The 24913-nt window shown below is 56.2% G+C and carries 26 protein-coding genes and 1 pseudogene; 18 read left to right on the forward strand and 9 right to left on the reverse strand.

The features are described from left to right. Window positions 1-259 precede the first annotated feature (259 nt). Window positions 260-2251 carry a transketolase gene (gene tkt, locus AB3N39_RS17285; RefSeq protein ID WP_348943130.1) on the reverse strand — a complete coding sequence of 664 codons (1992 nt, stop codon included), beginning with the start codon at window positions 2249-2251 and terminating at the stop codon, window positions 260-262. A 272-nt stretch (window positions 2252-2523) separates the two neighbouring features. Here tkt and AB3N39_RS17290 point away from each other — a divergent pair, with 272 nt between their 5' ends. Together AB3N39_RS17290 and AB3N39_RS17295 are read left to right on the forward strand one after the other, a co-directional pair. Next, the gene (locus AB3N39_RS17290; protein WP_021242066.1) at window positions 2524-3282 is read left to right on the forward strand and encodes a M48 family metallopeptidase; all 759 of its coding nucleotides are present in this window, start codon (window positions 2524-2526) and stop codon (window positions 3280-3282) included. Window positions 3283-3492: 210 nt separating this feature from the next. Continuing rightward, entirely contained in the window at window positions 3493-4761 is a 1269-nt protein-coding gene (locus tag AB3N39_RS17295) for an OprD family outer membrane porin (RefSeq protein ID WP_143345515.1), read from the forward strand. 52 nt (window positions 4762-4813) lie between these two features. On the opposite strand, the gene speB is transcribed toward AB3N39_RS17295, so the two are convergent. The 4 genes and pseudogenes from speB to AB3N39_RS17315 all read right to left on the reverse strand — a co-directional run. After that, window positions 4814-5734, reverse strand: coding sequence for an agmatinase (gene speB / locus AB3N39_RS17300; protein ID WP_008499737.1), 921 nt, complete (start codon window positions 5732-5734; stop codon window positions 4814-4816). A 230-nt stretch (window positions 5735-5964) separates the two neighbouring features. Then, window positions 5965-7941 (reverse strand): biosynthetic arginine decarboxylase, encoded by a 1977-nt coding sequence (gene speA / locus AB3N39_RS17305; RefSeq protein ID WP_008499744.1) that lies wholly within the window; start codon window positions 7939-7941, stop codon window positions 5965-5967. 8 nt (window positions 7942-7949) lie between these two features. Continuing rightward, entirely contained in the window at window positions 7950-8081 is a 132-nt protein-coding gene (yqgB, locus tag AB3N39_RS17310; RefSeq protein WP_127312443.1) for an acid stress response protein YqgB, read from the reverse strand. A gap of 94 nt (window positions 8082-8175) precedes the next feature. Then, window positions 8176-8265, reverse strand: a pseudogene (locus tag AB3N39_RS17315) (hypothetical protein); the annotation flags it as partial. A 479-nt stretch (window positions 8266-8744) separates the two neighbouring features. On the opposite strand from AB3N39_RS17315, the gene metK reads away from it, so the two are divergent. The 8 genes from metK (at window position 8745) to ruvX (ending at window position 15815) form a co-directional block, all read left to right on the forward strand. Beyond that, the gene (metK, locus tag AB3N39_RS17320) at window positions 8745-9899 is read left to right on the forward strand and encodes a methionine adenosyltransferase (RefSeq protein ID WP_014885184.1); all 1155 of its coding nucleotides are present in this window, start codon (window positions 8745-8747) and stop codon (window positions 9897-9899) included. 346 nt (window positions 9900-10245) lie between these two features. Next, window positions 10246-11643: a galactose/proton symporter gene (galP, locus tag AB3N39_RS17325; protein ID WP_111963220.1), complete on the forward strand. Its 1398-nt coding sequence runs from the start codon at window positions 10246-10248 to the stop codon at window positions 11641-11643. Between the two features lie 58 nt (window positions 11644-11701). After that, window positions 11702-12199, forward strand: a complete 498-nt coding sequence (locus tag AB3N39_RS17330; RefSeq protein ID WP_021242073.1) for a SprT family zinc-dependent metalloprotease — start codon at window positions 11702-11704, stop codon at window positions 12197-12199. 94 nt (window positions 12200-12293) lie between these two features. After that, window positions 12294-13001 carry a deoxyribonuclease I gene (gene endA, locus AB3N39_RS17335; protein WP_115876242.1) on the forward strand — a complete coding sequence of 236 codons (708 nt, stop codon included), beginning with the start codon at window positions 12294-12296 and terminating at the stop codon, window positions 12999-13001. A gap of 51 nt (window positions 13002-13052) precedes the next feature. Continuing rightward, window positions 13053-13784, forward strand: a complete 732-nt coding sequence (gene rsmE / locus AB3N39_RS17340; RefSeq protein ID WP_136195093.1) for a 16S rRNA (uracil(1498)-N(3))-methyltransferase — start codon at window positions 13053-13055, stop codon at window positions 13782-13784. A 19-nt stretch (window positions 13785-13803) separates the two neighbouring features. Beyond that, window positions 13804-14751, forward strand: a complete 948-nt coding sequence (gene gshB, locus AB3N39_RS17345) for a glutathione synthase (protein ID WP_047173570.1) — start codon at window positions 13804-13806, stop codon at window positions 14749-14751. Between the two features lie 87 nt (window positions 14752-14838). Continuing rightward, window positions 14839-15399, forward strand: coding sequence for a YqgE/AlgH family protein (locus AB3N39_RS17350; protein ID WP_020883695.1), 561 nt, complete (start codon window positions 14839-14841; stop codon window positions 15397-15399). Then, window positions 15399-15815 carry a Holliday junction resolvase RuvX gene (gene ruvX / locus AB3N39_RS17355; RefSeq protein WP_021242076.1) on the forward strand — a complete coding sequence of 139 codons (417 nt, stop codon included), beginning with the start codon at window positions 15399-15401 and terminating at the stop codon, window positions 15813-15815. The genes AB3N39_RS17350 and ruvX overlap by 1 nt, the downstream gene beginning before the upstream one ends. A gap of 9 nt (window positions 15816-15824) precedes the next feature. Here ruvX and AB3N39_RS17360 read toward each other — a convergent pair whose 3' ends face one another. Further along, window positions 15825-16805, reverse strand: coding sequence for a type IV pilus twitching motility protein PilT (locus AB3N39_RS17360; RefSeq protein WP_111963224.1), 981 nt, complete (start codon window positions 16803-16805; stop codon window positions 15825-15827). 17 nt (window positions 16806-16822) lie between these two features. Between AB3N39_RS17360 and AB3N39_RS17365 the strand changes: the two genes are divergently transcribed. Genes AB3N39_RS17365 through hemW form a run of 5 tightly spaced genes read left to right on the forward strand, consistent with a single transcriptional unit; the run spans window position 16823 to window position 20137 of the window. Continuing rightward, window positions 16823-17524: a YggS family pyridoxal phosphate-dependent enzyme gene (locus AB3N39_RS17365; protein ID WP_115876245.1), complete on the forward strand. Its 702-nt coding sequence runs from the start codon at window positions 16823-16825 to the stop codon at window positions 17522-17524. A gap of 21 nt (window positions 17525-17545) precedes the next feature. Further along, complete coding sequence (locus AB3N39_RS17370) at window positions 17546-18112, forward strand: YggT family protein (protein ID WP_111963226.1); 567 nt, start codon at window positions 17546-17548, stop codon at window positions 18110-18112. Then, window positions 18109-18405 carry a DUF167 family protein YggU gene (gene yggU / locus AB3N39_RS17375; RefSeq protein ID WP_023309131.1) on the forward strand — a complete coding sequence of 99 codons (297 nt, stop codon included), beginning with the start codon at window positions 18109-18111 and terminating at the stop codon, window positions 18403-18405. The genes AB3N39_RS17370 and yggU overlap by 4 nt, the downstream gene beginning before the upstream one ends. Before the next feature lie 3 nt (window positions 18406-18408). Beyond that, a complete protein-coding gene (locus AB3N39_RS17380; protein ID WP_136195092.1) occupies window positions 18409-19002 on the forward strand; it encodes an XTP/dITP diphosphatase in 594 nt (197 codons plus the stop codon). Then, a complete protein-coding gene (hemW, locus tag AB3N39_RS17385; protein WP_136195091.1) occupies window positions 18995-20137 on the forward strand; it encodes a radical SAM family heme chaperone HemW in 1143 nt (380 codons plus the stop codon). Before AB3N39_RS17380 ends, hemW begins: the two co-directional genes overlap by 8 nt. Before the next feature lie 173 nt (window positions 20138-20310). Here the strand turns inward: hemW and AB3N39_RS17390 are convergent, their stop codons facing one another. From AB3N39_RS17390 to trmB, 3 genes are read right to left on the reverse strand one after another with little or no spacing between them, the layout of a single operon-like run. Beyond that, window positions 20311-21027, reverse strand: a complete 717-nt coding sequence (locus tag AB3N39_RS17390; RefSeq protein WP_008499762.1) for a DUF2884 domain-containing protein — start codon at window positions 21025-21027, stop codon at window positions 20311-20313. Between the two features lie 56 nt (window positions 21028-21083). Further along, on the reverse strand, window positions 21084-21410 hold the full coding sequence (locus tag AB3N39_RS17395; RefSeq protein WP_003862421.1) for a YggL family protein: 327 nt from the start codon (window positions 21408-21410) through the stop codon (window positions 21084-21086). Beyond that, on the reverse strand, window positions 21410-22129 hold the full coding sequence (trmB, locus tag AB3N39_RS17400; protein ID WP_109844589.1) for a tRNA (guanosine(46)-N7)-methyltransferase TrmB: 720 nt from the start codon (window positions 22127-22129) through the stop codon (window positions 21410-21412). Before trmB ends, AB3N39_RS17395 begins: the two co-directional genes overlap by 1 nt. Window positions 22130-22267: 138 nt before the next feature. Here trmB and mutY point away from each other — a divergent pair, with 138 nt between their 5' ends. From mutY to mltC, 3 genes are read left to right on the forward strand one after another with little or no spacing between them, the layout of a single operon-like run. Further along, window positions 22268-23326, forward strand: a complete 1059-nt coding sequence (mutY, locus tag AB3N39_RS17405) for an A/G-specific adenine glycosylase (protein WP_133295122.1) — start codon at window positions 22268-22270, stop codon at window positions 23324-23326. Window positions 23327-23352: 26 nt separating this feature from the next. After that, window positions 23353-23625, forward strand: coding sequence for an oxidative damage protection protein (locus AB3N39_RS17410; RefSeq protein WP_023309138.1), 273 nt, complete (start codon window positions 23353-23355; stop codon window positions 23623-23625). Between the two features lie 56 nt (window positions 23626-23681). Next, the gene (mltC, locus tag AB3N39_RS17415) at window positions 23682-24758 is read left to right on the forward strand and encodes a membrane-bound lytic murein transglycosylase MltC (RefSeq protein WP_325814205.1); all 1077 of its coding nucleotides are present in this window, start codon (window positions 23682-23684) and stop codon (window positions 24756-24758) included. Window positions 24759-24913: the final 155 nt, after the last annotated feature.

The following is a 24913-nucleotide window of genomic DNA, read 5'->3' on the forward strand; positions in this document are numbered from 1 at the left end:
GGAATCCTTGCTGTCACAAACTGCGATTGATTGGTCAATTGTCGAACATTTAATCGACTGAAACGCTTCAGCAAGAATAAGCGAATCGGGGAATAAAAGGAATGTCTGTCCAGATGAATAAGCGAGCTATATGACTTGCGTCACATTTTAGGTGGAATAATGACGCAAAAAAAGCCGGGTGGCGCGCTAGCGCTTACCCGGCCTACTTTCGAGCCATTTGTAGACCCGGTAAGCGTAGCGCCACCGGGCAAAACGGCGATTACAGCAGTTCTTTCGCTTTCGCGACAACGTTCTCAACGGTGAAGCCGAACTCTTCGAACAGCTGCTCTGCCGGAGCAGACTCACCGAAGGTGGTCATACCGACGATGGCACCGTTCAGGCCCACGTATTTGAACCAGTAGTCAGCGATACCCGCTTCCACTGCCACACGCGCGGAAACCGCTTTAGGCAGAACGGATTCACGGTAAGCGGCATCCTGCTTGTCAAACGCATCGGTAGACGGCATGGAGACCACGCGCGCCTTCACGCCTTCGGCAGTCAGTTTTTCCCATGCGGCAACAGCCAGCTCAACTTCAGAACCGGTAGCGATGAAGATCAGCTCAGGCTGGCCCGCGCAATCTTTCAGCACGTAACCACCGCGAGCGATGTTCGCCAGCTGCTCAGGGGTACGCTCCTGCTGCGCCAGGTTCTGACGGGAGAGGATCAGCGCGGTTGGACCGTCCTGACGCTCAACGCCGTATTTCCACGCCACCGCGGATTCAACCTGGTCACATGGACGCCATGTGCTCATGTTCGGGGTCACGCGCAGGGAAGCCACCTGCTCTACCGGCTGGTGAGTTGGACCGTCTTCGCCCAGACCGATGGAGTCGTGGGTGTAGACCATCACCTGACGCTGTTTCATCAGCGCCGCCATACGCACGGCGTTACGGGCATATTCAACGAACATCAGGAAGGTAGAGGTGTACGGCAGGAAACCACCGTGCAGGGAGATACCGTTGGCAATCGCGGTCATACCGAATTCACGTACACCGTAATGGATATAGTTACCGGCAGTATCTTCGTTGATTGGCTTAGAACCAGACCACAGGGTCAGGTTAGATGGCGCCAGGTCAGCGGAGCCGCCCAGGAATTCTGGCAGCCATGGGCCGAACGCTTCAATCGCATTCTGAGACGCTTTACGGCTCGCGATTTTAGACGGGTTCGCCTGCAGCTTAGCGATAAACTCGTTCGCTTTCGCGTCGAAGTCAGACGGCATGTCACCTTTCATACGACGGGTGAATTCAGCCGCTTCCTGTGGGAAGGCTTTCGCGTAAGCAGCGAACTTCTCGTTCCAGGCCGCTTCTTTCGCCTGGCCTACTTCTTTTGCATCCCACTGAGCGTAGATCTCGGATGGGATTTCAAATGCAGGGTCTTTCCAGCCCAGCGCTTCGCGGGTCAGTGCGATTTCTGCATCGCCCAGCGGCGCACCGTGGGAGTCGTGCGTACCCGCTTTGTTCGGTGAACCGAAGCCGATGATGGTTTTGCACATCAGCAGGGACGGCTTGTCCGTCACCGCGCGCGCTTCTTCTACTGCACGTTTAATCGAGTCAGCATCGTGACCATCAACGCCACGCACAACGTGCCAGCCGTAGGCTTCGAAACGTGCTGCGGTGTCGTCGGTGAACCAGCCTTCAACGTGACCGTCGATGGAGATACCGTTGTCGTCATAGAACGCAACCAGTTTACCCAGCTTCAGGGTACCTGCCAGGGAACACACTTCGTGAGAAATGCCTTCCATCATGCAGCCGTCGCCCATGAACGCGTAGGTGAAGTGGTCAACGATGTCGTGACCAGGACGGTTGAACTGCGCCGCCAGGGTCTTCTCTGCAATCGCCATACCCACGGCGTTAGCAATACCCTGACCCAGCGGGCCGGTGGTGGTTTCTACGCCAGCGGTGTAGCCCACTTCCGGGTGACCTGGAGTTTTGGAGTGCAGCTGACGGAAGTTTTTCAGCTCTTCAATTGGCAGATCGTAGCCGGTGAGGTGCAGCAGGCTATAGATCAGCATAGAGCCGTGGCCGTTGGACAGCACGAAGCGGTCGCGGTCAGCCCATGACGGGTTCTGCGGGTTGTGGTTCAGGAAATCACGCCACAGGACTTCGGCGATATCAGCCATACCCATAGGGGCCCCTGGGTGGCCGGATTTGGCTTTCTGAACTGCGTCCATGCTCAGCGCACGAATAGCATTAGCAAGCTCTTTACGTGAGGACATTTTAACTCCAGATCGGACTGTTAAAGGCCATGCCCTTGACGACAGCGCGTTTTGGGCTACGCCGGAAAAAAGTGCCAACAATGTAACCCAAGCGGCATGCCATGTACATGGACCATTCTTTTGCAGCTTAAGAAATCTCTGGATCATGCTCGCATGTTGCGCAATCTACTCGCCCGGCCCTGTAGATATTCCTTATACTTAGCCCGACACCGGCTTCGCTGACGGTGACCTTTTCGGATTTTATTCAGATTAACGAGTACGGAAGCAACCTCATGAAAATGCGTGCAATAGTGCTGGCCCTGGGTACAACGCTCCTGCTGAGCGGCTGTCAGAATATGGATTCTAACGGTCTGATGACGTCAGGGGCAGAGGCCTTTCAGGCCTATTCCCTGAGCGATGCGCAGGTGAAAGCGCTGAGCGACCAGGCCTGTAAAGATATGGACGGAAAAGCCACGCTTGCGCCGGCCAACAGTACCTACACGCAGCGTCTGAATAAGATTGCTTCCGCACTGGGCGACAACATCAACGGCCAGCCGGTGAACTACAAGGTGTACATGGCGAAAGACGTCAACGCCTTCGCGATGGCGAACGGCTGTATCCGCGTTTACAGCGGACTGATGGACATGATGACCGACAATGAAGTGGAAGCGGTTATCGGCCATGAAATGGGCCACGTTGCCCTGGGCCACGTGAAGAAAGGGATGCAGGTTGCCCTGGGCACCAATGCCATCCGCGCAGCGGCGGCCTCTGCAGGCGGTATCGTTGGCAGCCTGTCGCAGTCACAGCTTGGGGACGTGGGTGAAAAGCTGGTTAACTCTCAGTTCTCACAGCGTCAGGAGTCCGAGGCGGATGACTACTCCTACGATCTGTTGCGCAAACGCGGCATTAATCCATCAGGCTTAGCCACCAGCTTCGAAAAACTGGCCAAGCTGGAAGCCGGACGCCAAAGCTCCATGTTTGACGATCACCCGGCCTCAGAAGAACGCGCACAGCATATTCGCGACCGTATGGCCGCAGACGGAATTAAATAATTTCAGAAGGAGGCAGTTTTGCCTCCTTTTTATTTCGCATGAATTGTTAACTTAACAGCACGTATCGATAACACCCCTGAAAGCCCCGCCAAATCTGCCCTATGGCATTGAAATGTCTGGTCACATAATTATTGCAAAGGTCACTTTTTCCGGTAATTATCACCTCCGCAGTTATTCAAATTAATATATCCAGACAGAGACGTTCCCTCCGTGAAAAAAGAATTATCATTAGTTGCTTTAAGTTTATTTGCCGCATTACCTGCCGCTGCAAGCCAGCAATCCGACAGCCAGGGTTTTATTGACGACAGCCGTCTGGACCTGTTTTTCCGCAATGCGTATATCAGCCGCGACTACCATCAGGGCCAGCAGGACAAAGCCGAATGGGGTCAGGGGATCATCGCCACGTTTGCATCCGGCTATACCGAAGGGCTGGTGGGCTTTGGTGTGGACGGTATTGCTCAATACGGCGTGCGCCTGGACGGCGGTCGCGGTAAGAGCGGCGCAGGCGGCATCGACTTCTTTAAGCAGGAAGACGACGGCCGGGCAAAATCCGATCTGGCAAAGTTTGGCGCAACCGCCAAAATGCGCATCTCGAATACCGTACTGAGCTACGGGAATCAGCGTCCTGAATTGCCTATCGTCAATGCCGACAGCTCTCGCCTGCTGTTTGAAAGCTACACCGGCGCCATGCTGACCTCAAAAGAGATCGACGGTCTGGAAATCAACGCCGGTTATTTCACCGACGAGCAGCGCAAAAGTGACGATCGCCACGACAGCGGGCTGAAGAGCCTCTCCTTCGGCGGCGCGAGCTACCAGTTTAACGACCAGTTCAGCGGCGCGCTTTACGCCTCTCACAATGAAGAGGTGATGAACAAGCAGTACCTGGGCCTGAACTTCAAGCAGCCGTTCAGCACCGGACAGCAGCTGGTGCTCGACTTCAACGGCTATAACTCCCGTCTCGATCAAGGTTACGCGGACAGCCTCGATACGGGCCGCAGCAACGCTATCTGGAGCCTGGCGGCGAGCTACATCTGGGATATTCACACGTTCAAAGTAGCGTACCAGCAGAGCAGCGGCAGCACCGGCTACAACTACGGCGGCTATCGTGACAAGGGCGGCGTGGGTGACGGCGGTAACACCATCTGGCTGGCGAACTCCTACTGGTCAGATTTTAACGGCGAAGATGAACGTTCATGGCAGGCTTCCTACGGTCTGGACTTTAGCGGCCTTGGCTTACCGGGCCTGAGCTGGACCACCGCCTACGTGCGTGGCGATAACATCAAAACCTCTGAAACCAGCAACGGCAAAGAGCACGAGTGGTTTAACCAGATCCAGTACCAGGTGCAGGATGGTCCGGCTAAGGATCTGAAGCTTAAACTGCGCTACTCCGTCCTGCGCGTCTCCAGCAATGCCAGCGAGTACAACGTGGGCGGGGACGAGATCCGCGCTTACGTGGAATACCCGTTTAACGTGTTCTAAAGGCAATAAAAAACCTCTCAATAGAGAGGTTTTTTTTCACGCCAGGCGAGGCTTATTCGCCTTTTTTAGCTGCCTGAATGTAGAGCATTTCCAGTGCCAGGGTCGCTGCGGCCAGCGCAGTGATCTCGGACTGGTCATAGGCAGGCGCCACTTCCACCACGTCCATCCCGACAATGTTCAGATCCTTCAGGCCGCGCACCAGCTTGATGGCACGATCTGAGGTCAAACCGCCGATGACCGGCGTACCGGTACCGGGAGCAAATGCCGGATCCAGGCAGTCGATGTCGAAGGTCAGATAGACAGGCATATCACCCACAATCTGCTTCACCTGAGCGAGGATGTCATCCACGCCGCGGTCGTTAACCTGACCCGCATCCAGCACGGTGAAGCCGTTATCTTTGTCGAACTCGGTGCGAATACCGATCTGCACGGAGTGGTTCGGGTCGATCAGACCTTCGTTCGGCGCGGTAAAGAACATGGTGCCGTGGTCAAACTCACAGCCGTTCGCGTAGGTGTCGGTATGCGCATCAAAGTGTACCAGCGCCATTTTACCGAAGTGCTTCGCGTGGGCGCGCAGCAGCGGCAGGGTCACGAAGTGGTCGCCGCCGAAGGAGAGCATGCGCTTACCGGCAGCCAGCAGCTTCTCGGCGTGCGCCTGCAGCTTTTCGCTCATCTCACGCGCGTCGCCGAAGGCATACACCAGGTCACCGCAGTCCACCACGTTCAGGCGCTCGCGCATGTCGAAGTTCCACGGGAAGCGGTTGTGCTCCCAGGCCAGGTTAGTGGAAACCTGACGGATCGCCGCCGGGCCGTGACGACCACCCGCGCGGCCAGATGTCGCCATATCGAACGGCACGCCGGTGATCACCCAGTCAGCGTCGCTGTCGTACGGCTGGAAGTTCATCGGAAGGCGTAAAAAACCAAACGCGTTAGATACCAGAGAGTTATCGTACTGATGACCTAAAGTGCTCATGTCCTGACCTCTTTTAAAGTCGATACATTAAAAACAGATGAAAAAAAATCCCCTCCGCGTCGTTAAACCCGACGAGGAAGGGATTGATTCGTAAATCGCTTATTAGGGCGAATTATCGCCGGTAATGCATACGGGTTCAAGTGAGTATAGCATTCTGCCGGATGGCGGCTTCGCCTTATCCGGCCTACATTCGTAGGCCCGGTAAGCGCAGCGCCACCGGGCATCAACGACTATTCGTCTTCCAGATACGTATATCCGTACAGACCCGCTTCAAACTCTTCCAGGAACTGCTGCTGGAGCGCGTCGTCCAGACCGGTGTTTTTCACCTGATCGCGGAACTGTGTCAGCAGGGTTTTCGGATCGAGCTGAACGTATTCCAGCATGTCCGCCACGGTGTCCCCTTCATCGGACAGCTCAACTTCCACGCTGCCGTCAGGGAACACGAACACGTCCACCGCTTCGGTATCACCGAACAGGTTATGCATGTTGCCGAGGATCTCCTGATACGCGCCGACCATAAAGAAGCCCAGCATCGGCGGGTTCTCCGGGTCGTATTCCGGCATTGGCATTGTCGTTGCGATGCCGTCGCCGTCAACGTAGTGGTCGATAGCACCGTCGGAATCGCAGGTAATGTCCAGCAGCACCGCGCGACGTTCCGGGGCGTGGTTCAGCCCTTCCAGCGGCAGAACCGGGAACAGCTGATCGATACCCCAGGCATCCGGCATCGACTGGAACAGCGAGAAGTTGACGTAAATCTTATCCGCCATACGCTCCTGCAGCTCGTCGATAATCGGACGGTGCGCGCGGTTGCTCGGGTCGAGCTGTTTCTGCACTTCATGGCACATGTTCAGATAGAGCTGCTCCGCCCACGCGCGCTCCTGCAGGCTGAAGGTGCCTGAAGAATAGCCCACGTGAATATCGTGCAGGTCCATCTGGCTGTCGTGCAGCCATTCGCGCAGGGAACGACGCGTGCCCGGCTCGTGCATCTCCTGCCAGGTTTCCCACATGCTCTGCAGGGAACGCGGCGCATCGTCTGCCGGAGGCGTCGCTTCGGTGGTTTCGCTGCGCTCAACGCCGATGATGTTCGAGACCAGCACCGTATGGTGCGCAGTGACCGCGCGACCGGATTCGGTGATCACCGTCGGGTGCGGCAGGCCGTTCTCTTCACAGGCATCGCCGATCGCCCAGATGATGTTGTTCGCGTATTCGTTCAGGCCGTAGTTCACGGAGCAGTCAGACTGCGAGCGGGTCCCTTCGTAGTCCACGCCCAGGCCGCCGCCCACGTCGAAGCACTGAATATTTACGCCAAGCTTATGCAGCTCAACGTAGAAACGCGCTGACTCACGCACGCCGGTCGCAATATCGCGAATGTTGGCCATCTGCGAGCCGAGGTGGAAGTGCAGCAGCTGAATGCTGTCCAGACGACCGCGCTCGCGCAGGATTTCCACCAGCTGCAGTACCTGGTTTGCCGCCAGGCCGAACTTGGATTTTTCGCCGCCGGAGGACTGCCATTTGCCGGAACCCTGTGACGCCAGACGCGCACGCACGCCAAGGCGTGGCACCACGTTCAGACGCTCGGCCTCTTCCAGCACGATGGCGATTTCGGTCATCTTCTCGATAACCAGATAGACCTTGTGGCCCATCTTCTCGCCAATCAGCGCCAGACGAATGTATTCACGGTCTTTATAGCCGTTACAGACGATCACTGAACGGGTCATGCCCGCATGCGCCAGAACAGCCATCAGTTCAGCTTTGGAACCGGCTTCCAGACCCAGCGGCTCGCCGGAGTGGATCAGAGATTCAATTACGCGGCGGTGCTGGTTCACCTTGATCGGGTAAACCAGGAAGTAGTCACCTTTATAACCGTAGGACTCACGCGCGCGCTTAAACGCGGCGTTAATCGAACGCAGGCGATGTTGCAGGATCTGCGGGAAGCAGAACAGTGCAGGCAAACGCTGGCCCTGAGCTTCACGGGCTTTAACCAGCTTCGCGAGATCCACGCGCGCTTCAGGGACGTCCGGATCCGGGCAGACGCTGATGTGGCCCAGTTCGTTGACGTCGTAATAGTTATTGCCCCACCAGGCAATATTGTAAGTGCGCAGCATCTTGCTGGCTTCCTCGGAGCTCATCGCAACCTCCTGCATAGAACGTAGTACACCCTGTTCGCCCGCTGACGAAGGCGAAAAAGAAGACATGTCGTCAGACATAGCGAACCTCAACTCTTTGTATTAAGTGTAAAACAGTTGACTACTATCGCAGCGTTATACGGCGATAACAACCCATAAACGGCTCCGTTTCCCAGCAGAGTATGCTGAAATCCAGACCGTGCGACCGGTTTCTTATTCATATCATTGTAAAACACGTATCCGAACTCTGTATGACAAGGTTCGGCGAAACCACGAGAAAACTCTTGTATTAACAAGAGCGCCCTTGTTCAGTTTTCACAAAGCGCGACCGGCCCTGGAATCCTGAGAAGCGCCGAGATGGGTATAACATCGGCAGGTTTGCAGACTAAAAATGCGGGTTGCGGGAATCAAATGCGCGCCAGAACGGCTGCGCTGAATTAGCGGAAAACGATGGTTCATTATCTCGTATCACCTCCACGGCCGCTTCTGCTGAAACGGACCCCAAGCCAAAGCTAAAAGTTCACTGCTTAACCCGGCTGGAAGTGGCGACACGATGAGTTCATCGAGCGCTTATTTTATATGAGCCGCGCGCCGCGTTTTATACCGAGAAGGGGGCTAAAAAGCAAAACAAAAATGCGCGTGTTGCCGGGGCCGTCAGGAATTATTGCCAGCAGCAATTTCAACTGAGTGAGAGGTTAGTCAAAAAAAACTGGAAATCGGGCGAAGAAGTGACCTAAAATAGCCATCCAGATGTTAATCCATCTATACTGATTAACACTCATACTGCCAGTGTCAAAAACCTGCAGGCCTTGGTAGAATTATCTCCTTTGGCTATTCCACACAGCAGCTTGAGCTAACCAAATTCCTCTTAGGTGAAATAAAACATGGCAAAACACCTGTTTACGTCCGAGTCCGTATCAGAAGGACATCCTGATAAAATTGCTGACCAAATCTCCGATGCGGTGCTGGATGCGATCCTGGCGCAGGATCCTAAAGCGCGCGTAGCGTGTGAAACCTATGTCAAAACCGGCATGGTTCTGGTTGGCGGTGAGATCACCACCAGCGCATGGGTTGATATCGAAGAGATCACCCGTAACACGGTGCGTGAGATCGGCTATGTGCATTCTGATATGGGTTTTGATGCCAACTCCTGCGCGGTACTGAGCGCAATTGGCAAACAGTCTCCGGATATCAACCAGGGCGTTGACCGTGCCGATCCGCTGGAACAGGGCGCGGGCGACCAGGGTCTGATGTTCGGCTATGCAACCAACGAAACCGACGTGCTGATGCCAGCACCGGTCACCTACGCACACCGTCTGGTGCAGCGTCAGGCAGAAGTGCGTAAAAACGGCACCCTGCCGTGGCTGCGCCCGGATGCGAAAAGCCAGGTCACCTTCCAGTATGACGACGGCAAAATCGTCGGTATTGACGCGGTGGTTCTGTCTACCCAGCATTCCGAAGAAATCGATCAGAAATCCCTGCAGGAAGCAGTGATGGAAGAGATCATCAAGCCGGTTCTGCCTACCGAATGGCTGAGCTCTGCGACCAAATTCTTCATCAACCCAACCGGACGCTTTGTTATCGGCGGCCCAATGGGTGACTGCGGTCTGACAGGTCGTAAAATCATCGTTGATACCTACGGCGGCATGGCGCGTCACGGTGGCGGTGCGTTCTCCGGTAAAGATCCGTCTAAAGTTGACCGTTCTGCGGCGTACGCGGCACGTTATGTGGCGAAAAACATCGTTGCTGCCGGCCTGGCTGACCGCTGTGAGATTCAGGTCTCCTACGCAATCGGCGTGGCTGAACCCACCTCCATCATGGTGGAAACCTTCGGTACCGAGAAAGTGCCTTCAGAACAGCTGACCCTGCTGGTGCGCGAGTTCTTCGACCTGCGTCCATACGGCCTGATTCAGATGCTGGATCTGCTGCACCCAATCTACAAAGAAACCGCTGCATACGGTCACTTTGGTCGTGAACATTTCCCATGGGAAAAAACCGACAAAGCCGCTCTGCTGCGTGAAGCTGCCGGTCTGAAGTAATCGACTGACATCGCTTTTAAAAGGCCAGCCTTCGGGCTGGCCTTTTTTTGTCGGGTGGCGATATTTGGAACCGATTACACCGCACCGGACATCCCCCGCTTTCAGAATATTCTCTTTGCACGATCGACTTTCTTCTGCTGTTACATTCCCTTTCAGTTAAGTCTGAAATGTGTCCTTTCGCGATGCATATCACCTCATTTACCTCTATATTTTCAAAGCTTTAATTTTATTTACGGTTGCAAAGCTGTGTAACCGATTACACCTATGTGATTAATCTCACATATTTTTGTGGGTCGCTCACCTACCCTTAACATCAATAAAACTGATAACCCAACTGGAGGGCATAATGCCTGACAATAAAAAACAGGGGCGTACGTCCAACAAGGCGATGACATTCTTCGTCTGTTTCCTCGCCGCCCTGGCAGGATTACTTTTTGGCCTGGATATCGGCGTGATTGCCGGTGCATTACCTTTCATTACAGAAGAGTTCCAGATCAGCGCTCACACCCAGGAGTGGGTGGTTAGCTCAATGATGTTTGGCGCGGCCGTCGGGGCCGTCGGCAGCGGCTGGCTCTCCTTTAAGCTCGGACGTAAAAAGAGCCTGATGATCGGCGCGATCCTGTTCGTTGCCGGCTCACTCTTCTCTGCCGCAGCGCCTAACGTTGAGGTCCTGCTGGTTTCCCGCGTGCTGCTTGGTCTGGCCGTGGGCGTGGCGTCCTATACCGCCCCGCTTTACCTGTCTGAAATTGCGCCGGAGAAAATCCGCGGCAGTATGATTTCCATGTACCAGCTGATGATCACCATTGGTATCCTGGGCGCGTACCTTTCCGATACGGCGTTTAGCTACAGCGGCGCATGGCGCTGGATGCTCGGCGTGATCATCATCCCTGCGGTTCTGCTGCTGATTGGCGTCTTCTTCCTGCCGGACAGCCCTCGCTGGTTTGCTGCAAAACGTCGATTCCACGATGCAGAACGCGTGCTGATGCGCCTGCGCGATACCAGCGCGGAAGCGAAAAACGAGCTGGAAGAGATCCGCGAAAGCCTGAAGGTCAAACAGTCCGGCTGGGCGCTGTTTAAAGAGAACAGCAACTTCCGTCGCGCCGTTTTCCTCGGCGTACTGCTGCAGGTGATGCAGCAGTTCACGGGGATGAACGTCATCATGTACTACGCGCCCAAAATCTTTGAGCTGGCGGGTTATACCAACACCACCGAGCAGATGTGGGGGACCGTCATCGTGGGTCTGACCAACGTGCTGGCGACCTTTATCGCCATCGGTCTGGTGGACCGCTGGGGACGTAAGCCAACCCTGACGCTAGGCTTCCTTGTGATGGCGGCAGGCATGGGGGTCCTCGGTACTATGATGCATGTGGGCATTCACTCCCCAACCGCCCAGTACTTTGCGGTAGGCATGCTGCTGATGTTTATCGTCGGGTTTGCGATGAGCGCCGGTCCGCTGATCTGGGTGCTGTGCTCTGAGATCCAGCCGCTGAAAGGACGTGATTTTGGCATCACCTGCTCTACCGCAACCAACTGGATTGCCAACATGATCGTCGGCGCAACGTTCCTGACCATGCTCAATACCCTGGGCAACGCCAACACCTTCTGGGTTTACGCCGGTCTGAACATCTTCTTTATTGTGCTGACCATCTGGCTGGTTCCAGAAACCAAACATGTGTCCCTGGAGCATATTGAACGTAATTTGATGAAAGGTCGTCCTCTGCGCGAAATCGGCGCCCACGACTAATCCTCACTCGGGAGGTGCCTCTTGCACCTCCCCGCTTCGCGCTTTATGCTCTGCCCCTATGAAAGCACCCCGTCTCCCCATCGCCATTCAGCAGGCCGTTATGCGCAGCCTGCGGGAAAAGCTCGCCCAGGCGAACCTGAAGCTCGGGCGCAACTACCCTGAACCCAAACTCGTCTACCAGCAGCGTGGCACCTCGGCCGGTACCGCCTGGCTCGAGTCGTATGAGATCCGCCTTAACCCGGTGCTGATGATGGAAAACCAGCAGGCGTTTATCGATGAAGTGGTGCCGCACGAGCTGGCGCATCTGCTGGTGTGGAAGCACTTCGGGCGCGTCGCCCCCCACGGAAAAGAGTGGAAGTGGATGATGGAGGCGGTGCTCGGCGTTCCGGCGCGCCGTACCCACCAGTTCGAGCTGGAGTCGGTGCGCCGCAATACCTTCCCCTACCGCTGTCAGTGCCAGCAGCACCAGCTTACCGTCCGTCGCCATAATCGCGTGGTGCGCGGCGAGGCGACCTACCGCTGCGTCAAATGCGGCGAGCCGCTGGTTGCGGAATAATCATCTGAACTTTCAGGAACTTTCCTGATCTGACTGATTGCATACAGGAACAACATTCGTTACGTTGCGGGCTCGTTTTGACACGGAGTGTAAGATGTCCCGTAATTTTTCTCTCGCGGTCGCCTTTCTGACGACGGCGCTCTCAGGCCATGCTCTGGCCGACGGTATCAACAGTTTTTCCCAGGCCAAGGCCGCAGGCGTGAAGGTGAACGCCGATGTGCCGGGCGATTTCTACTGCGGCTGTAAAATTAACTGGCAGGGTAAAAAAGGGGTCGTTGACCTTGAGTCCTGCGGCTACAAGGTGCGTAAAAACGAAAACCGCGCCAGCCGTATTGAATGGGAACATGTCGTTCCGGCATGGCAGTTTGGCCACCAGCGCCAGTGCTGGCAGGATGGCGGACGTAAAAACTGTGCCAAAGACCCGGTTTACCGCCAGATGGAAAGCGACATGCATAACCTGCAGCCCGCGGTGGGCGAAGTGAACGGCGACCGGGGTAACTTCATGTACAGCCAGTGGAACGGTGGCGAAGGCCAGTACGGCCAGTGCGGTATGAAGATTGATTTTAAAGAGAAAGTCGCCGAGCCCCCTGCCCGCGCGCGCGGCAGCATTGCCCGTACCTACTTCTATATGCGCGACCGTTACGATCTCAACCTCTCCCGCCAGCAGACGCAGCTGTTCAACGCCTGGGACAAGCAGTATCCGGTGACGGAGTGGGAATGCCAGCGCGACGACCGTATCGCCAGAGTCCAGGGGAATCACAACCCTTACGTCCAGCGAGCTTGCCAGGCGCAAAAGAGCTAACCTACACTACGGCAATTCGCTTATATCGCATGACACATGGAATTTCTGACTATGCGCATTCCCCGCATTTACCACCCTGAACTGATTACCGCAGGACGCGAAATCGCCCTGTCTGATGACGCCGCCAACCACGTTGGCCGCGTGCTGCGCATGGCCGCCGGTCAGGCAATCCAGCTGTTCGACGGCTCGAACCAGGTGTTCGACGCCGAAATTACGCGGGCAGATAAAAAAAGCGTACACGTGAACGTCCTGCGCGGTGAAGTGGATGACCGGGAATCACCGCTGCACATTCATCTGGGCCAGGTCATGTCGCGCGGTGAGAAAATGGAGTTCACCATTCAGAAATCCATTGAACTGGGTGTAAGCCTCATTACGCCACTTTTTTCTGAGCGCTGTGGCGTTAAACTGGACGCGGAACGTCTGAACAAAAAGATCCAGCAGTGGCAGAAAATTGCCATTGCGGCTTGCGAACAGAGTGGCCGGAACCGTATTCCGGAGATCCGCCCGGCGATGGATCTGGAGGAATGGTGTGCAGAAGAGGACAGTGGGCTGAAGCTCAATCTTCATCCGCGCGCCAGCGCCAGCATCAATACGCTACCGCTGCCCGTTGAGCGCGTTCGCCTGCTGATTGGCCCCGAAGGCGGCCTGTCGGCGGACGAAATTGCGATGACGGCACGTTACCAGTTTACTGATATTCTGTTGGGACCTCGCGTTCTGCGCACTGAGACAACGGCACTCACGGCCATTACCGCGCTACAGGTACGGTTTGGCGATCTGGGTTGAAGCATTAACGGAGAAGAACATGATCAAGCTCGGCATCGTGATGGACCCCATCGCAAACATTAACATCAAGAAAGATTCCAGCTTCGCCATGCTGCTGGAAGCGCAGCGTCGCGGCTATGAACTCCACTATATGGAGATGAACGATCTTTACCTGATCAACGGTGAAGCCCGCGCCCGCACCCGCATCGTTAACGTCGAGCAGAACTACGACAAATGGTACGAATTCGGCACCGAGCAGGACATTGCGCTTGCCGATCTCAACGTCATCCTGATGCGTAAAGATCCGCCATTCGACACTGAATACATCTACTGCACCTATATTCTCGAACGCGCAGAAGAGAAAGGAACGCTGATCGTCAACAAGCCGCAGAGCCTGCGCGACTGCAACGAGAAGCTCTACACCGCCTGGTTCTCTGACCTGACGCCGGAAACGCTGGTGACCCGCAGCAAAGCTCAGCTGAAGGAATTCTGGCAGAAGCACGGCGACATCATCATGAAGCCGCTGGACGGCATGGGCGGTGCGTCGATTTTCCGCGTGAAAGAGAGCGACCCGAACATTGGCGTGATTGCCGAGACCCTGACCGAGCTGGGCACGCGTTACTGCATGGCGCAGAACTATATTCCGGCGATCAAAGACGGCGACAAACGCGTTCTGGTCGTGGATGGCGAACCGGTTCCTTACTGCCTGGCGCGTATCCCGCAGGGTGGTGAAACCCGCGGTAATCTGGCCGCCGGTGGCCGCGGCGAACCGCGTCCGCTGACCGAAAGCGACTGGGAAATTGCCCGCCGCGTTGGCCCGACGCTGAAAGCCAAAGGCCTGATCTTCGTTGGCCTGGATATCATCGGCGATCGTCTGACCGAAGTGAACGTCACCAGCCCGACCTGCATTCGTGAAATTGAGGCTGAATTCCCGATTTCGATCACCGGAATGCTGATGGACGCTATCGAAAAACGTTTACAGAAATAACCTAACAATACTATTAGTGACAGCGCCTGTGTTTGTCCCCATACTGGGCGCTGTCGCTTTTTAAACCAGGAAACAGTACCTCTGACAATGAATTTACAGCATCACTTTCTTATTGCCATGCCTGCTCTCCAGGACCCGATTTTTCGCCGCGCCGTGGTTTATATTTGTGAATACAATGAAGACGGCGCGATGGGTATTATCATTAATAAACCGCTGGAAAATCTTCAGGTTGAAGGAATTCTGGACAAGCTGAAAATCTCGGCTGAAGAGCGCCTGCCGGAAATACGGCTTGATAAACCTGTGATGCTGGGCGGACCTCTTGCAGAAGATCGCGGTTTTATCCTGCATACGCCGCCGGTGTTCTCTTCCAGTATTCGAATTTCGGATAACACCGTCATCACCACCTCGCGTGACGTGCTCGAAACGCTGGGTACCGCAGAGCAGCCTTCTGAAGTGCTGGTGGCGTTGGGCTATTCGTCCTGGGAGAAAGGCCAGCTTGAGCAGGAGATCCTCGATAACGCATGGCTTACTGCGCCTGCGGACATGAATATCCTGTTTAAAACCCCCATCGCCGATCGCTGGCGTGACGCGGCGAAGCTGATTGGTATTGATATCCTGACCATGCCTGGCGTAGCGGGGCACGCCTGATGAGCGGAACGCTTCTGGCCTTCGATTTTGGCACCAAAAGCATTGGCGTCGCCGTGGGGCAGCGCATCACCGGTACCGCGCGTCCGCTTACTGCCCTGAAGGCCAACGACGGTACGCCGGACTGGAATCTTATTGAGCGTCTGCTCAAGGAGTGGCAGCCGGATGACGTTATTGTTGGGCTGCCGCTGAACATGGACGGTACCGAACAGCCGCTTACCGCACGGGCGCGAAAGTTCGCCAATAAAATCCATGGCCGCTTTGGCGTCTCCGTGAAGCTTCACGACGAGCGTCTTAGCACCGTCGAAGCGCGTGCGGGTCTGTTTGAGCACGGCGGCTTCCGGGCGCTCAACAAAGGCAGCGTGGACTCCGCTTCTGCCGTGATTATCCTCGAAAGCTATTTCGAACAGGGTTTTTAAGCACGGGGCCTACAGCCGCCCCTGCGCCCGTCTCTCCGCCAGGCTCTGGTCAAAGTTCTGCATTCCTGCCTGCAGACCGGTTTGGATGATGCCGGGCAGTTGCCACGTTTTCCCTTCACGAATAAGGTTTGCCGCCGCAGCGGTGTTCACCAGCAGTTCATACAGCGCGACGCGGCCGTCCTGCAGATCGGGAAGCAGCTTCTGCGCCAGCACTGCCCGGAGGCTGCCGGCCAGCTGGTTACGCACCGGATCTTTCTCCTGCGCCGGGAACGTATCGACCAGCCGTTCAATCGCCTGCGATGCCCCGCGCGTATGCAGCGTCGCCAGCACCAGATGTCCGGTTTCCGCCGCCGTTAGCGCCAGGCGGATCGTTTCGCTGTCGCGCAGCTCCCCCAGCAAAATAACGTCCGGATCCTGGCGTAAGGCGCTGCGCAGCGCGTCGGCAAATGACGGACTATGCTGGCCAATCTCCCGCTGCTGGATCAGGCAACGCTCGCTCTGGTAGATAAACTCCACCGGATCTTCAAGCGTGAGGATATGGCCGTCAGTATGGTGGTTGAGAAAATCGACCATCGCCGCCAGCGTCGTAGATTTGCCGCTGCCGGTCGCCCCCGTGACCAGAATCAGCCCGGCGTCATTGGATAACAGTTCCGGGATTGCCCGCGGCGCGCCCAGCGTAGCGAGCTGCGGACAGGTACGCGGCAACAGCCGCAGCGTCACAGAGACACCGCGCATCTGCTTAAAGGCACTCCCGCGCAGACGCTGGCCTCCCGTTACCGTCGCGGCAAAATCCACCTGTCCATTTGCCCACCATGTTCCCTGCTGCTCATCGTTGAGCCACGCTTTTAACAACGCCCCGACGTCAGGAGGAGGAAACGGTGCCGGTTCAAGGCGGCCCGTTCTGCGCCAGCGGGGTGGCGAATCACTGCACAGGTGTAGATCGGAGACGTTATGCTTTACACTAAGGGCCACAATTTCTTCCACATCCATAGACTACTCCTCGGAAAATGAACGACATTGCGCATAACCTGGCACAGGTCCGGGACAAAATCTCAGCCGCCGCAACGCGTTGCGGCCGGGCTTCAGAAGAAATTACGCTGCTTGCAGTCAGCAAAACCAAGCCTGCGAGCGCCATCGCAGAAGCTATTGACGCAGGCCAACGCGCGTTTGGTGAAAACTACGTCCAGGAAGGCGTGGATAAAATTCGTTCCTTCCAGGAACAGGGGAATACGGATCTGCAGTGGCACTTTATTGGTCCACTGCAGTCGAACAAAAGCCGTCTGGTGGCGGAGCACTTTGACTGGTGCCATACCGTTGACCGTCTGCGCATTGCGACACGCCTGAACGACCAGCGTCCGTCAGAGATGCAAGCGCTTAACGTGCTGATTCAAATCAACATCAGCGATGAAAACAGCAAGTCCGGCATTGCGCTGAGCGAGCTGGATGCGCTGGCAGCCGAAGTGGCCGCCCTGCCGCGCCTAACCCTGCGCGGGCTGATGGCAATTCCGGCGCCTGAGTCAAGTTATGAAAGGCAGTTTGCCGTGGCACAGCAAATGGCTGTAGCATTTGAGGCGCTTAAAGCGCGCTATAACACGGTAGACACGCTTTCTCTGGGCATGTCGGACGATATGGAAGCCGCCATCGCGGCAGGCAGCACTATGGTGCGCATCGGCACGGCAATTTTCGGTGCGCGCGACTACTCAAAATAATAAGGAAACCTGAGGAACGCCATGAAGACGTTGACTTTCCTGCTCTCAACTGTGCTTGAGCTGTATACGATGGCGCTTTTGCTGCGCGTCTGGATGCAGTGGGCCCGCTGTGATTTTTACAATCCGTTCTCGCAGTTTGTCGTGAAAATCACGCAGCCTGTTGTCGGACCGCTGCGTCGTATTATCCCGGCGATGGGCCCCATCGACAGTTCGTCTCTGCTGGTGGCGTTTATTCTGAGCGTTATCAAAGCGATCGTGCTGTTTATGGTCATCACCTTCCAGCCGATTATCTGGATTGCTGCGGTCCTGATTTTAATCAAGACCGTCGGTCTGCTGATTTTTTGGGTGCTGCTGGTCATGGCCATCATGAGCTGGGTAAGCCAGGGCCGTAGTCCGGTAGAATATGCGCTGATCCAACTGGCCGAACCGCTGCTGCGCCCGATTCGCAACCTGCTGCCTTCGATGGGCGGTATTGATTTCTCGCCGATGATCCTGGTACTGCTGCTCTATGTGGTCAACATGGGGATCGCTGAGCTGCTGCAGTCCACGGGCAATATGCTGCTGCCGGGGCTGTGGATGGCGCTATGAGTGCAGTAAGCACCTGCGCTGACGGGCTGGTTTTGCGGCTGTATATTCAGCCCAAAGCCAGCCGTGACGGTATTGTTGGGCTGCATGGCGACGAGTTAAAAGTCGCCATCACCGCCCCGCCGGTTGACGGCCAGGCGAACGCGCATCTGACCAAATATCTGGCAAAACAGTTTCGCGTCGCCAAAAGCCAGGTCATCATTGAAAAAGGCGAACTTGGGCGACATAAACAGGTAAAAATCCTTAATCCGCAATCTATCCCGACGGAAGTCGCGGCTCTGAAAGAACAGGACTAAACCATGCAGAAAGTTGTTCTCGCGACCGGCAACGCCGGTAAAGTGCGCGAGCTGGCCTCGCTATTAAATGATTTTGGTCTGGACGTGGTCGCCCAGACCGATCTTGGCGTGGATTCCGCCGAAGAGACGGGGCTGACGTTTATCGAAAACGCGATCCTCAAAGCACGCCATGCCGCGCAGATTACGGGCCTGCCCGCGATTGCCGACGACTCCGGCCTGGCCGTGGATTTTCTCGGCGGCGCACCGGGGATTTACTCCGCGCGCTATTCCGGCGTTGACGCCACCGACCAGCAGAATCTGGAAAAGCTGCTTGTCGCCCTTAAAGACGTACCGGACGAACAGCGCTCCGCGCAGTTCCACTGCGTACTGGTCTATATGCGTCACGCGGAAGACCCGACGCCGATCGTCTGCCACGGCAGCTGGCCGGGCGTGATTACTCGTGAAGCGGCTGGCAACGGCGGCTTTGGCTACGATCCGATTTTCTTTGTCCCGACCGAGGGCAAAACCGCTGCGGAACTGACCCGCGAAGAGAAAAGCGCGATATCCCACCGTGGACGCGCGCTGAAACTGTTACTGGAAGCACTGCGTAATGGCTAATTTGCCGCCTCTGAGTCTTTATATTCACATCCCGTGGTGCGTGCAGAAATGCCCGTATTGCGATTTCAACTCGCACGCGCTGAAGGGCGAAGTGCCGCACGATGACTATGTTGCGCATCTGCTGGCCGACCTGGACGCCGATGTACCTTACGCACAGGGACGTGAAGTTAAGACCATTTTCATAGGTGGCGGTACGCCGAGCCTGCTGTCAGGCCCGGCGATGCAAACGCTGCTGGACGGCGTGCGTGCGCGCCTGAACCTGGCAGCGGATGCTGAAATCACGATGGAAGCCAACCCCGGTACCGTTGAGGCCGACCGTTTTGTCGACTATCAGCGCGCGGGCGTGAACCGCATCTCCATCGGCGTGCAGAGCTTTAGCGAGCCGAAACTGAAGCGCCTGGGGCGTATTCACGGCCCGGAAGAGGCGAAGCGCGCGGCAAACCTGGCGACCGATCTTAATCTTCGCAGCTTTAACCTGGATTTGATGCACGGCCTGCCGGATCAATCGCTGGAAGAGGCGCTGGACGACCTGCGCCAGGCGATCGAACTGAACCCGCCGCACCTGTCGTGGTACCAGCTCACCATCGAGCCCAACACCCTGTTTGGCTCGCGTCCGCCGGTGCTGCCGGATGACGACGCGCTGTGGGATATCTTCGAGCAGGGTCACAGGCTTTTAACCGCTGCGGGCTATCAGCAGTACGAAACGTCGGCGTATGCAAAGCCGGGCTACCAGTGTCAGCACAACCTGAACTACTGGCGTTTTGGTGACTATCTCGGGATTGGCTGCGGCGCGCACGGCAAGGTGACCTTCCCGGACGGGCGGATTCTGCGTACTGCCAAAACCCGCCACCCGCGCGGGTATATGGAAGGCCGCTACCTGGAGCGCCAGCACGACGTCGAAGCGGCGGATAAGCCGTTTGAGTTCTTTATGAACCGCTTCCGTCTGCTGGAAGCCGCGCCGCGCGCGGAGTTTGCGCTGTACACAGGGCTGGCGGAATCGGTGATTCGCCCGCAGATTGACGAAGCGCTGGCGCAGGGGTATCTCACCGAGAGTGAGGAATACTGGCAGATCACCGAGCACGGCAAGCTGTTCTTAAACTCCCTTCTTGAGCTGTTCCTCGCCGAAGAAACCTGAAGGCGGATTCAGGATTTTGCATCCCGTTCTGCCGGCTGAGGGAAAGGTTGGCAGAGTGTGGGGATGATCGACCTGAAGAGATAGGCGATCACCATGGGTAAAGGATGTTAAAAATTGTTCGCCATGTCCCCGGGCCGTACACCCTGAAAGGGAGAGGTTAGGGTTAGGGGACCTTACTTCAGCGTCCCCACCAGCGCCTTCCGGCTGTCTTCCAGCGACACCACGCGTTTACACACGTCTTTGCCGAACTGCTGGAAATCATCTTCCTGGTTCTTCCACTCGTTCTGAATGGAGGTCTGCAGGCCGCCCAGACTGCCCAGCACGCCCTGCAGCGGGTTACCGCCGCCTTTCAGCACCGCTTTGGCGCCCATCTCGTTGATGCTGTCCTGCAGGATGCCGCCCATCGCCTGGTTCACCAGCTGCTGCCCGTCGGCACGGACCTGATCGATCGCCTTATAGTGGAACGTCAGGCCGTCGGAGCGCGTCTCGATAATACGGTTCATCTGCTCTTTAAGCTGCTTGTCCAGCTTCGTCAGGCGGGTGCGCATGTTGCTGCTCTCCCCCACCTCTTTGGTGATGATCTTATCCAGCGCCACGCGGCTCTTTTCGACGCGCGTCAGGGCACCTTCATTAATCCACGGCAGCGCGGTACGCAATTCGGACTGGTAGTCTTTCGCCTGCTCGCGCTGTGCGGCAGTCAGGTTGTACTGCTTGCCGTTATAGGTGACGTTCCCTTCTGGCGTAATCACCAGATTGCCGTTCTCGCCTTTGACCTGCACGGTTTGCGGGCTTAACACCACGTCATCACGCGGGGTGACGCTACATTGATAATCCGCATGGGCGGTGAATCCGGTTGCCATCAAAGCAACTGCCAGCAACGTTTTGCGCATCTTAAACACTCCCTCAGACAAAACGGGCCAGCTAATGCTGGCCCCTTACTGCTTAATTAGTCCCACCAAACGTCGAAAAGTTCGCTGACGCGGACATCTTCGAGCTTGTGGTCTTCAAGCCACTTACGTACCAGAGCCTGATGTTCTTCGGTGCATTTACCCACTTCCTGGGTGCAGATCAGACCTTCCCAGGCCAGATAGCCGCTACCGTCGAAGGCCAGTTTGTTTGGCTCGATCACCTCGTTGATGAACGCATCCACGTCCTGATCGATCTGCTCAACGCTGGTGCCTTCCGGGAAACGCCACGCAACGGAGAAGCCCACTTCCTGGAATTCTTCGATGTGCATCTTTTTACGCAGACGACGGCTACGATTCTTTGCCATTATTTCACCCTCTCGAACATTAAGTCCCATACACCGTGACCAAGACGATGGCCACGCTGTTCAAATTTCGTTACCGGACGCGATTCCGGACGCGGTACATAGTCGTTGCTCGCAGACTGGTTTTTGTAACCGTCCAGCGACGACATCACTTCCAGCATATGTTCCGCATACGGTTCCCAGTCGGTCGCCATATGGAAGACACCGCCCAGCTTAAGCTTACTTTTAACCAGCTCGGCAAACGGCGCCTGAACGATACGGCGTTTATTATGACGCGCTTTGTGCCACGGGTCAGGGAAAAAGAGCTGAACCATGGTTAAAGAATTGTCAGGAATCATTTTGTACAGCACTTCCACCGCGTCGTGACACATCACGCGCAGGTTCTCAACGCCCTCTTCATGGGCCGTTGCCAGACACGCACCGACGCCCGGGGAGTGGACTTCGATACCGAGGAAGTTCTGCTCCGGGCGAGCTTTCGCCATGGTCACCAGCGAGGCGCCCATACCGAAGCCGATCTCCAGCGTGACGGGTGCTTCGCGGCCGAACAGTTCAGTAAAGTCCAGAGGCTGCTCGCTGAACTCAACGCCCATCACCGGCCAGTAGTTGTCCAGCGCGTGTTGCTGACCTTTTGTCAGGCGGCCCTGACGACGGACAAAGCTGCGAATACGGCGCAGCGGGCGACCGTTTTCATCAAATTCCGGTGAAATGACGTCGTTTTTCATAAAAGAGTTGTCTGCTTGTGAGAATGTTCGGGAAACGGGCATTATCCAAAGTTAAGGCTTCTATGCAAGCATGGGAAAGATCCGGTTTACAGCAGATTGACGCTGTGCTGCAATCTGCGTCCCTGATTATGCGAATCGATGACCATGCAAGCCTCTCAATTTTCAGCCCAGGTGCTGGACTGGTACGACAAATACGGGCGTAAAACCCTGCCCTGGCAAATTGAAAAAACGCCTTACAAAGTATGGCTCTCCGAGGTGATGTTGCAACAAACGCAGGTCGCCACGGTGATCCCTTACTTCGAGCGTTTTATGGCGCGCTTCCCGACGGTGACCGATCTGGCCAACGCGCCGCTGGACGAGGTCCTGCACCTGTGGACCGGTCTTGGCTATTACGCCCGCGCGCGTAACCTTCACAAGGCCGCACAGCAGGTCGCCACGCGCCACAGCGGGAAGTTCCCGGAAACCTTCGATGAGGTGGCCGATCTCCCCGGCGTCGGACGTTCAACCGCAGGCGCTATTCTCTCCCTGTCTTTAGGCAAGCATTTCCCGATCCTCGACGGCAACGTGAAGCGCGTGCTGGCGCGCTGCTATGCCGTCGACGGCTGGCCGGGGAAGAAGGACGTTGAAAAACGTCTTTGGGAAATTAGTGAAGAGGTCACCCCGGCCAACGGCGTCGAGCGTTTCAACCAGGCGATGATGGATCTCGGCGCAATGGTCTGCACGCGCTCAAAACCAAAATGCGAACTCTGCCCGGTGAATAATCTCTGCGTGGCGTATGCCAACCATTCATGGGCGCAGTATCCGGGTAAGAAACCCAAGCAGACGCTGCCGGAGCGCACCGGCTATATGCTGCTGATGCAGCACGGTGACGAGGTCTTCCTCGCCCAGCGTCCGCCGAGCGGTCTGTGGGGTGGTCTATACTGCTTCCCACAGTTTGAAGATGAAGACTTGCTGCGTGAATGGCTTAAAAAGCGCGGGATTGCTGCCGATAACCTGACGCAGTTGACCGCGTTTCGCCACACCTTCAGCCATTTCCATCTGGATATTGTGCCGATGTGGCTTCCCGTGTCCTCCTTCGCCTCGTGCATGGATGAAGGCACCGCTCTCTGGTATAACTTAGCGCAACCGCCATCAGTCGGACTGGCGGCTCCCGTGGAGCGCCTGTTACAGCAATTACGTGCCGGTGCAATGGTTTAGCATCGACAAGAAAAAGAGGAATGAGTATGGCCAGAACGATTTTTTGTACTTTCCTGCAGCGTGACGCTGAAGGCCAGGATTTCCAGCTTTATCCGGGCGATCTGGGTAAACGCATCTACAATGAAATCTCCAAAGAAGCCTGGGGACAGTGGCAGAAAAAGCAGACCATGCTGATCAATGAGAAGAAACTCAGCATGATGAACCCGGAACACCGCAAGCTGCTTGAGCAGGAGATGGTGAGCTTCCTGTTCGAAGGTAAAGACGTGCACATCGAAGGCTATACGCCACCGGAAAAATAACAGCGTGCGGGGGAAACCCCGCCGTTAAAGCAAACACAACACGCACTCCCGGAATGATGAAAAAACTTTTAGCGCTAGCCCTTGTTGCGCCGTTGCTGGTCTCGTGTTCGTCGAAAAAAGGCGAAGATTACAACGAAGCCTGGATCAAGGACACCAACGGTTTTGACATTTTGATGGGGCAGTTTGCCCACAACATCGAGAACATTTGGGGATTTAACGAAGTTCTTATTGCCGGACCTAAGGACTACGTTAAGTACACCGACGCCTATCTGACCCGTAGCCACATCAACTTTGATGAGGGGACGATCACGATTGAGACCATCGCAGGCACGGACCCTGCGGCTCGGCTCCGTCAGGCGATAATCAAAACCCTGCTGATGGGTGACGATCCTGGCTCTATCGATCTCTACTCCGATGCCGACGATATCACCATCTCGAAAGAGCCGTTCCTGTACGGTCAGGTTGTCGATCAGACCGGTCAGCCGATCCGCTGGGAAGGTCGCGCCACGAAATTTGCCGACTACCTGCTGCAGACGCGCCTGAAGAGCCGCTCTAACGGTCTGAAGATTATCTACAGCATCACCATCAACCTCGTCCCGAACCACCTCGACAAGCGTGCGCATAAGTATCTGGGCATGGTTCGTCAGGCCTCGCGTAAATACGGCGTGGATGAGTCGCTGATCCTGGCCATTATGCAGACCGAATCCTCGTTTAACCCGTATGCGGTAAGCCGTTCCGATGCCCTGGGGCTGATGCAGGTTGTGCAGCACAGCGCCGGTAAAGACGTCTTCCGCGCGCAGGGTAAATCCGGCACGCCGAGCCGCAGCTATCTGTTCGACCCGCAGAGCAACATTGATACCGGCACGGCCTATCTGGCGATGCTGAACAATGTCTACCTCGGCGGCATAGACAACCCGACGTCACGCCGCTATGCGGTGATCACCGCCTATAACGGCGGCGCGGGCAGCGTGCTGCGCGTCTTCTCAAATGACAAAGTGCAGGCCGCGAACATCATCAACAGCATGGCGCCGGGGGATGTCTACTCTACCCTCACCACCCGCCACCCGTCTGCGGAATCCCGTCGCTATCTGTATAAGGTGAATACGGCGCAGAAGAACTACCGTCGTCGCTAAAAAACGGCCACTCACCCTGCCCTCTCCCCTTTGGGGTGAGGGCATCAGGCCGCCCCCATCTCCCACCCATACGAAAATGTTATTTGCATCACAATCCAAACTGCAAATTAATGTGGATTGCATTTTTTTGCGGGAGGTAACAAAACATATCGTTG

The organism is Enterobacter vonholyi (assembly GCF_040834095.1).
GTDB lineage: Bacteria > Pseudomonadota > Gammaproteobacteria > Enterobacterales > Enterobacteriaceae > Enterobacter > Enterobacter vonholyi.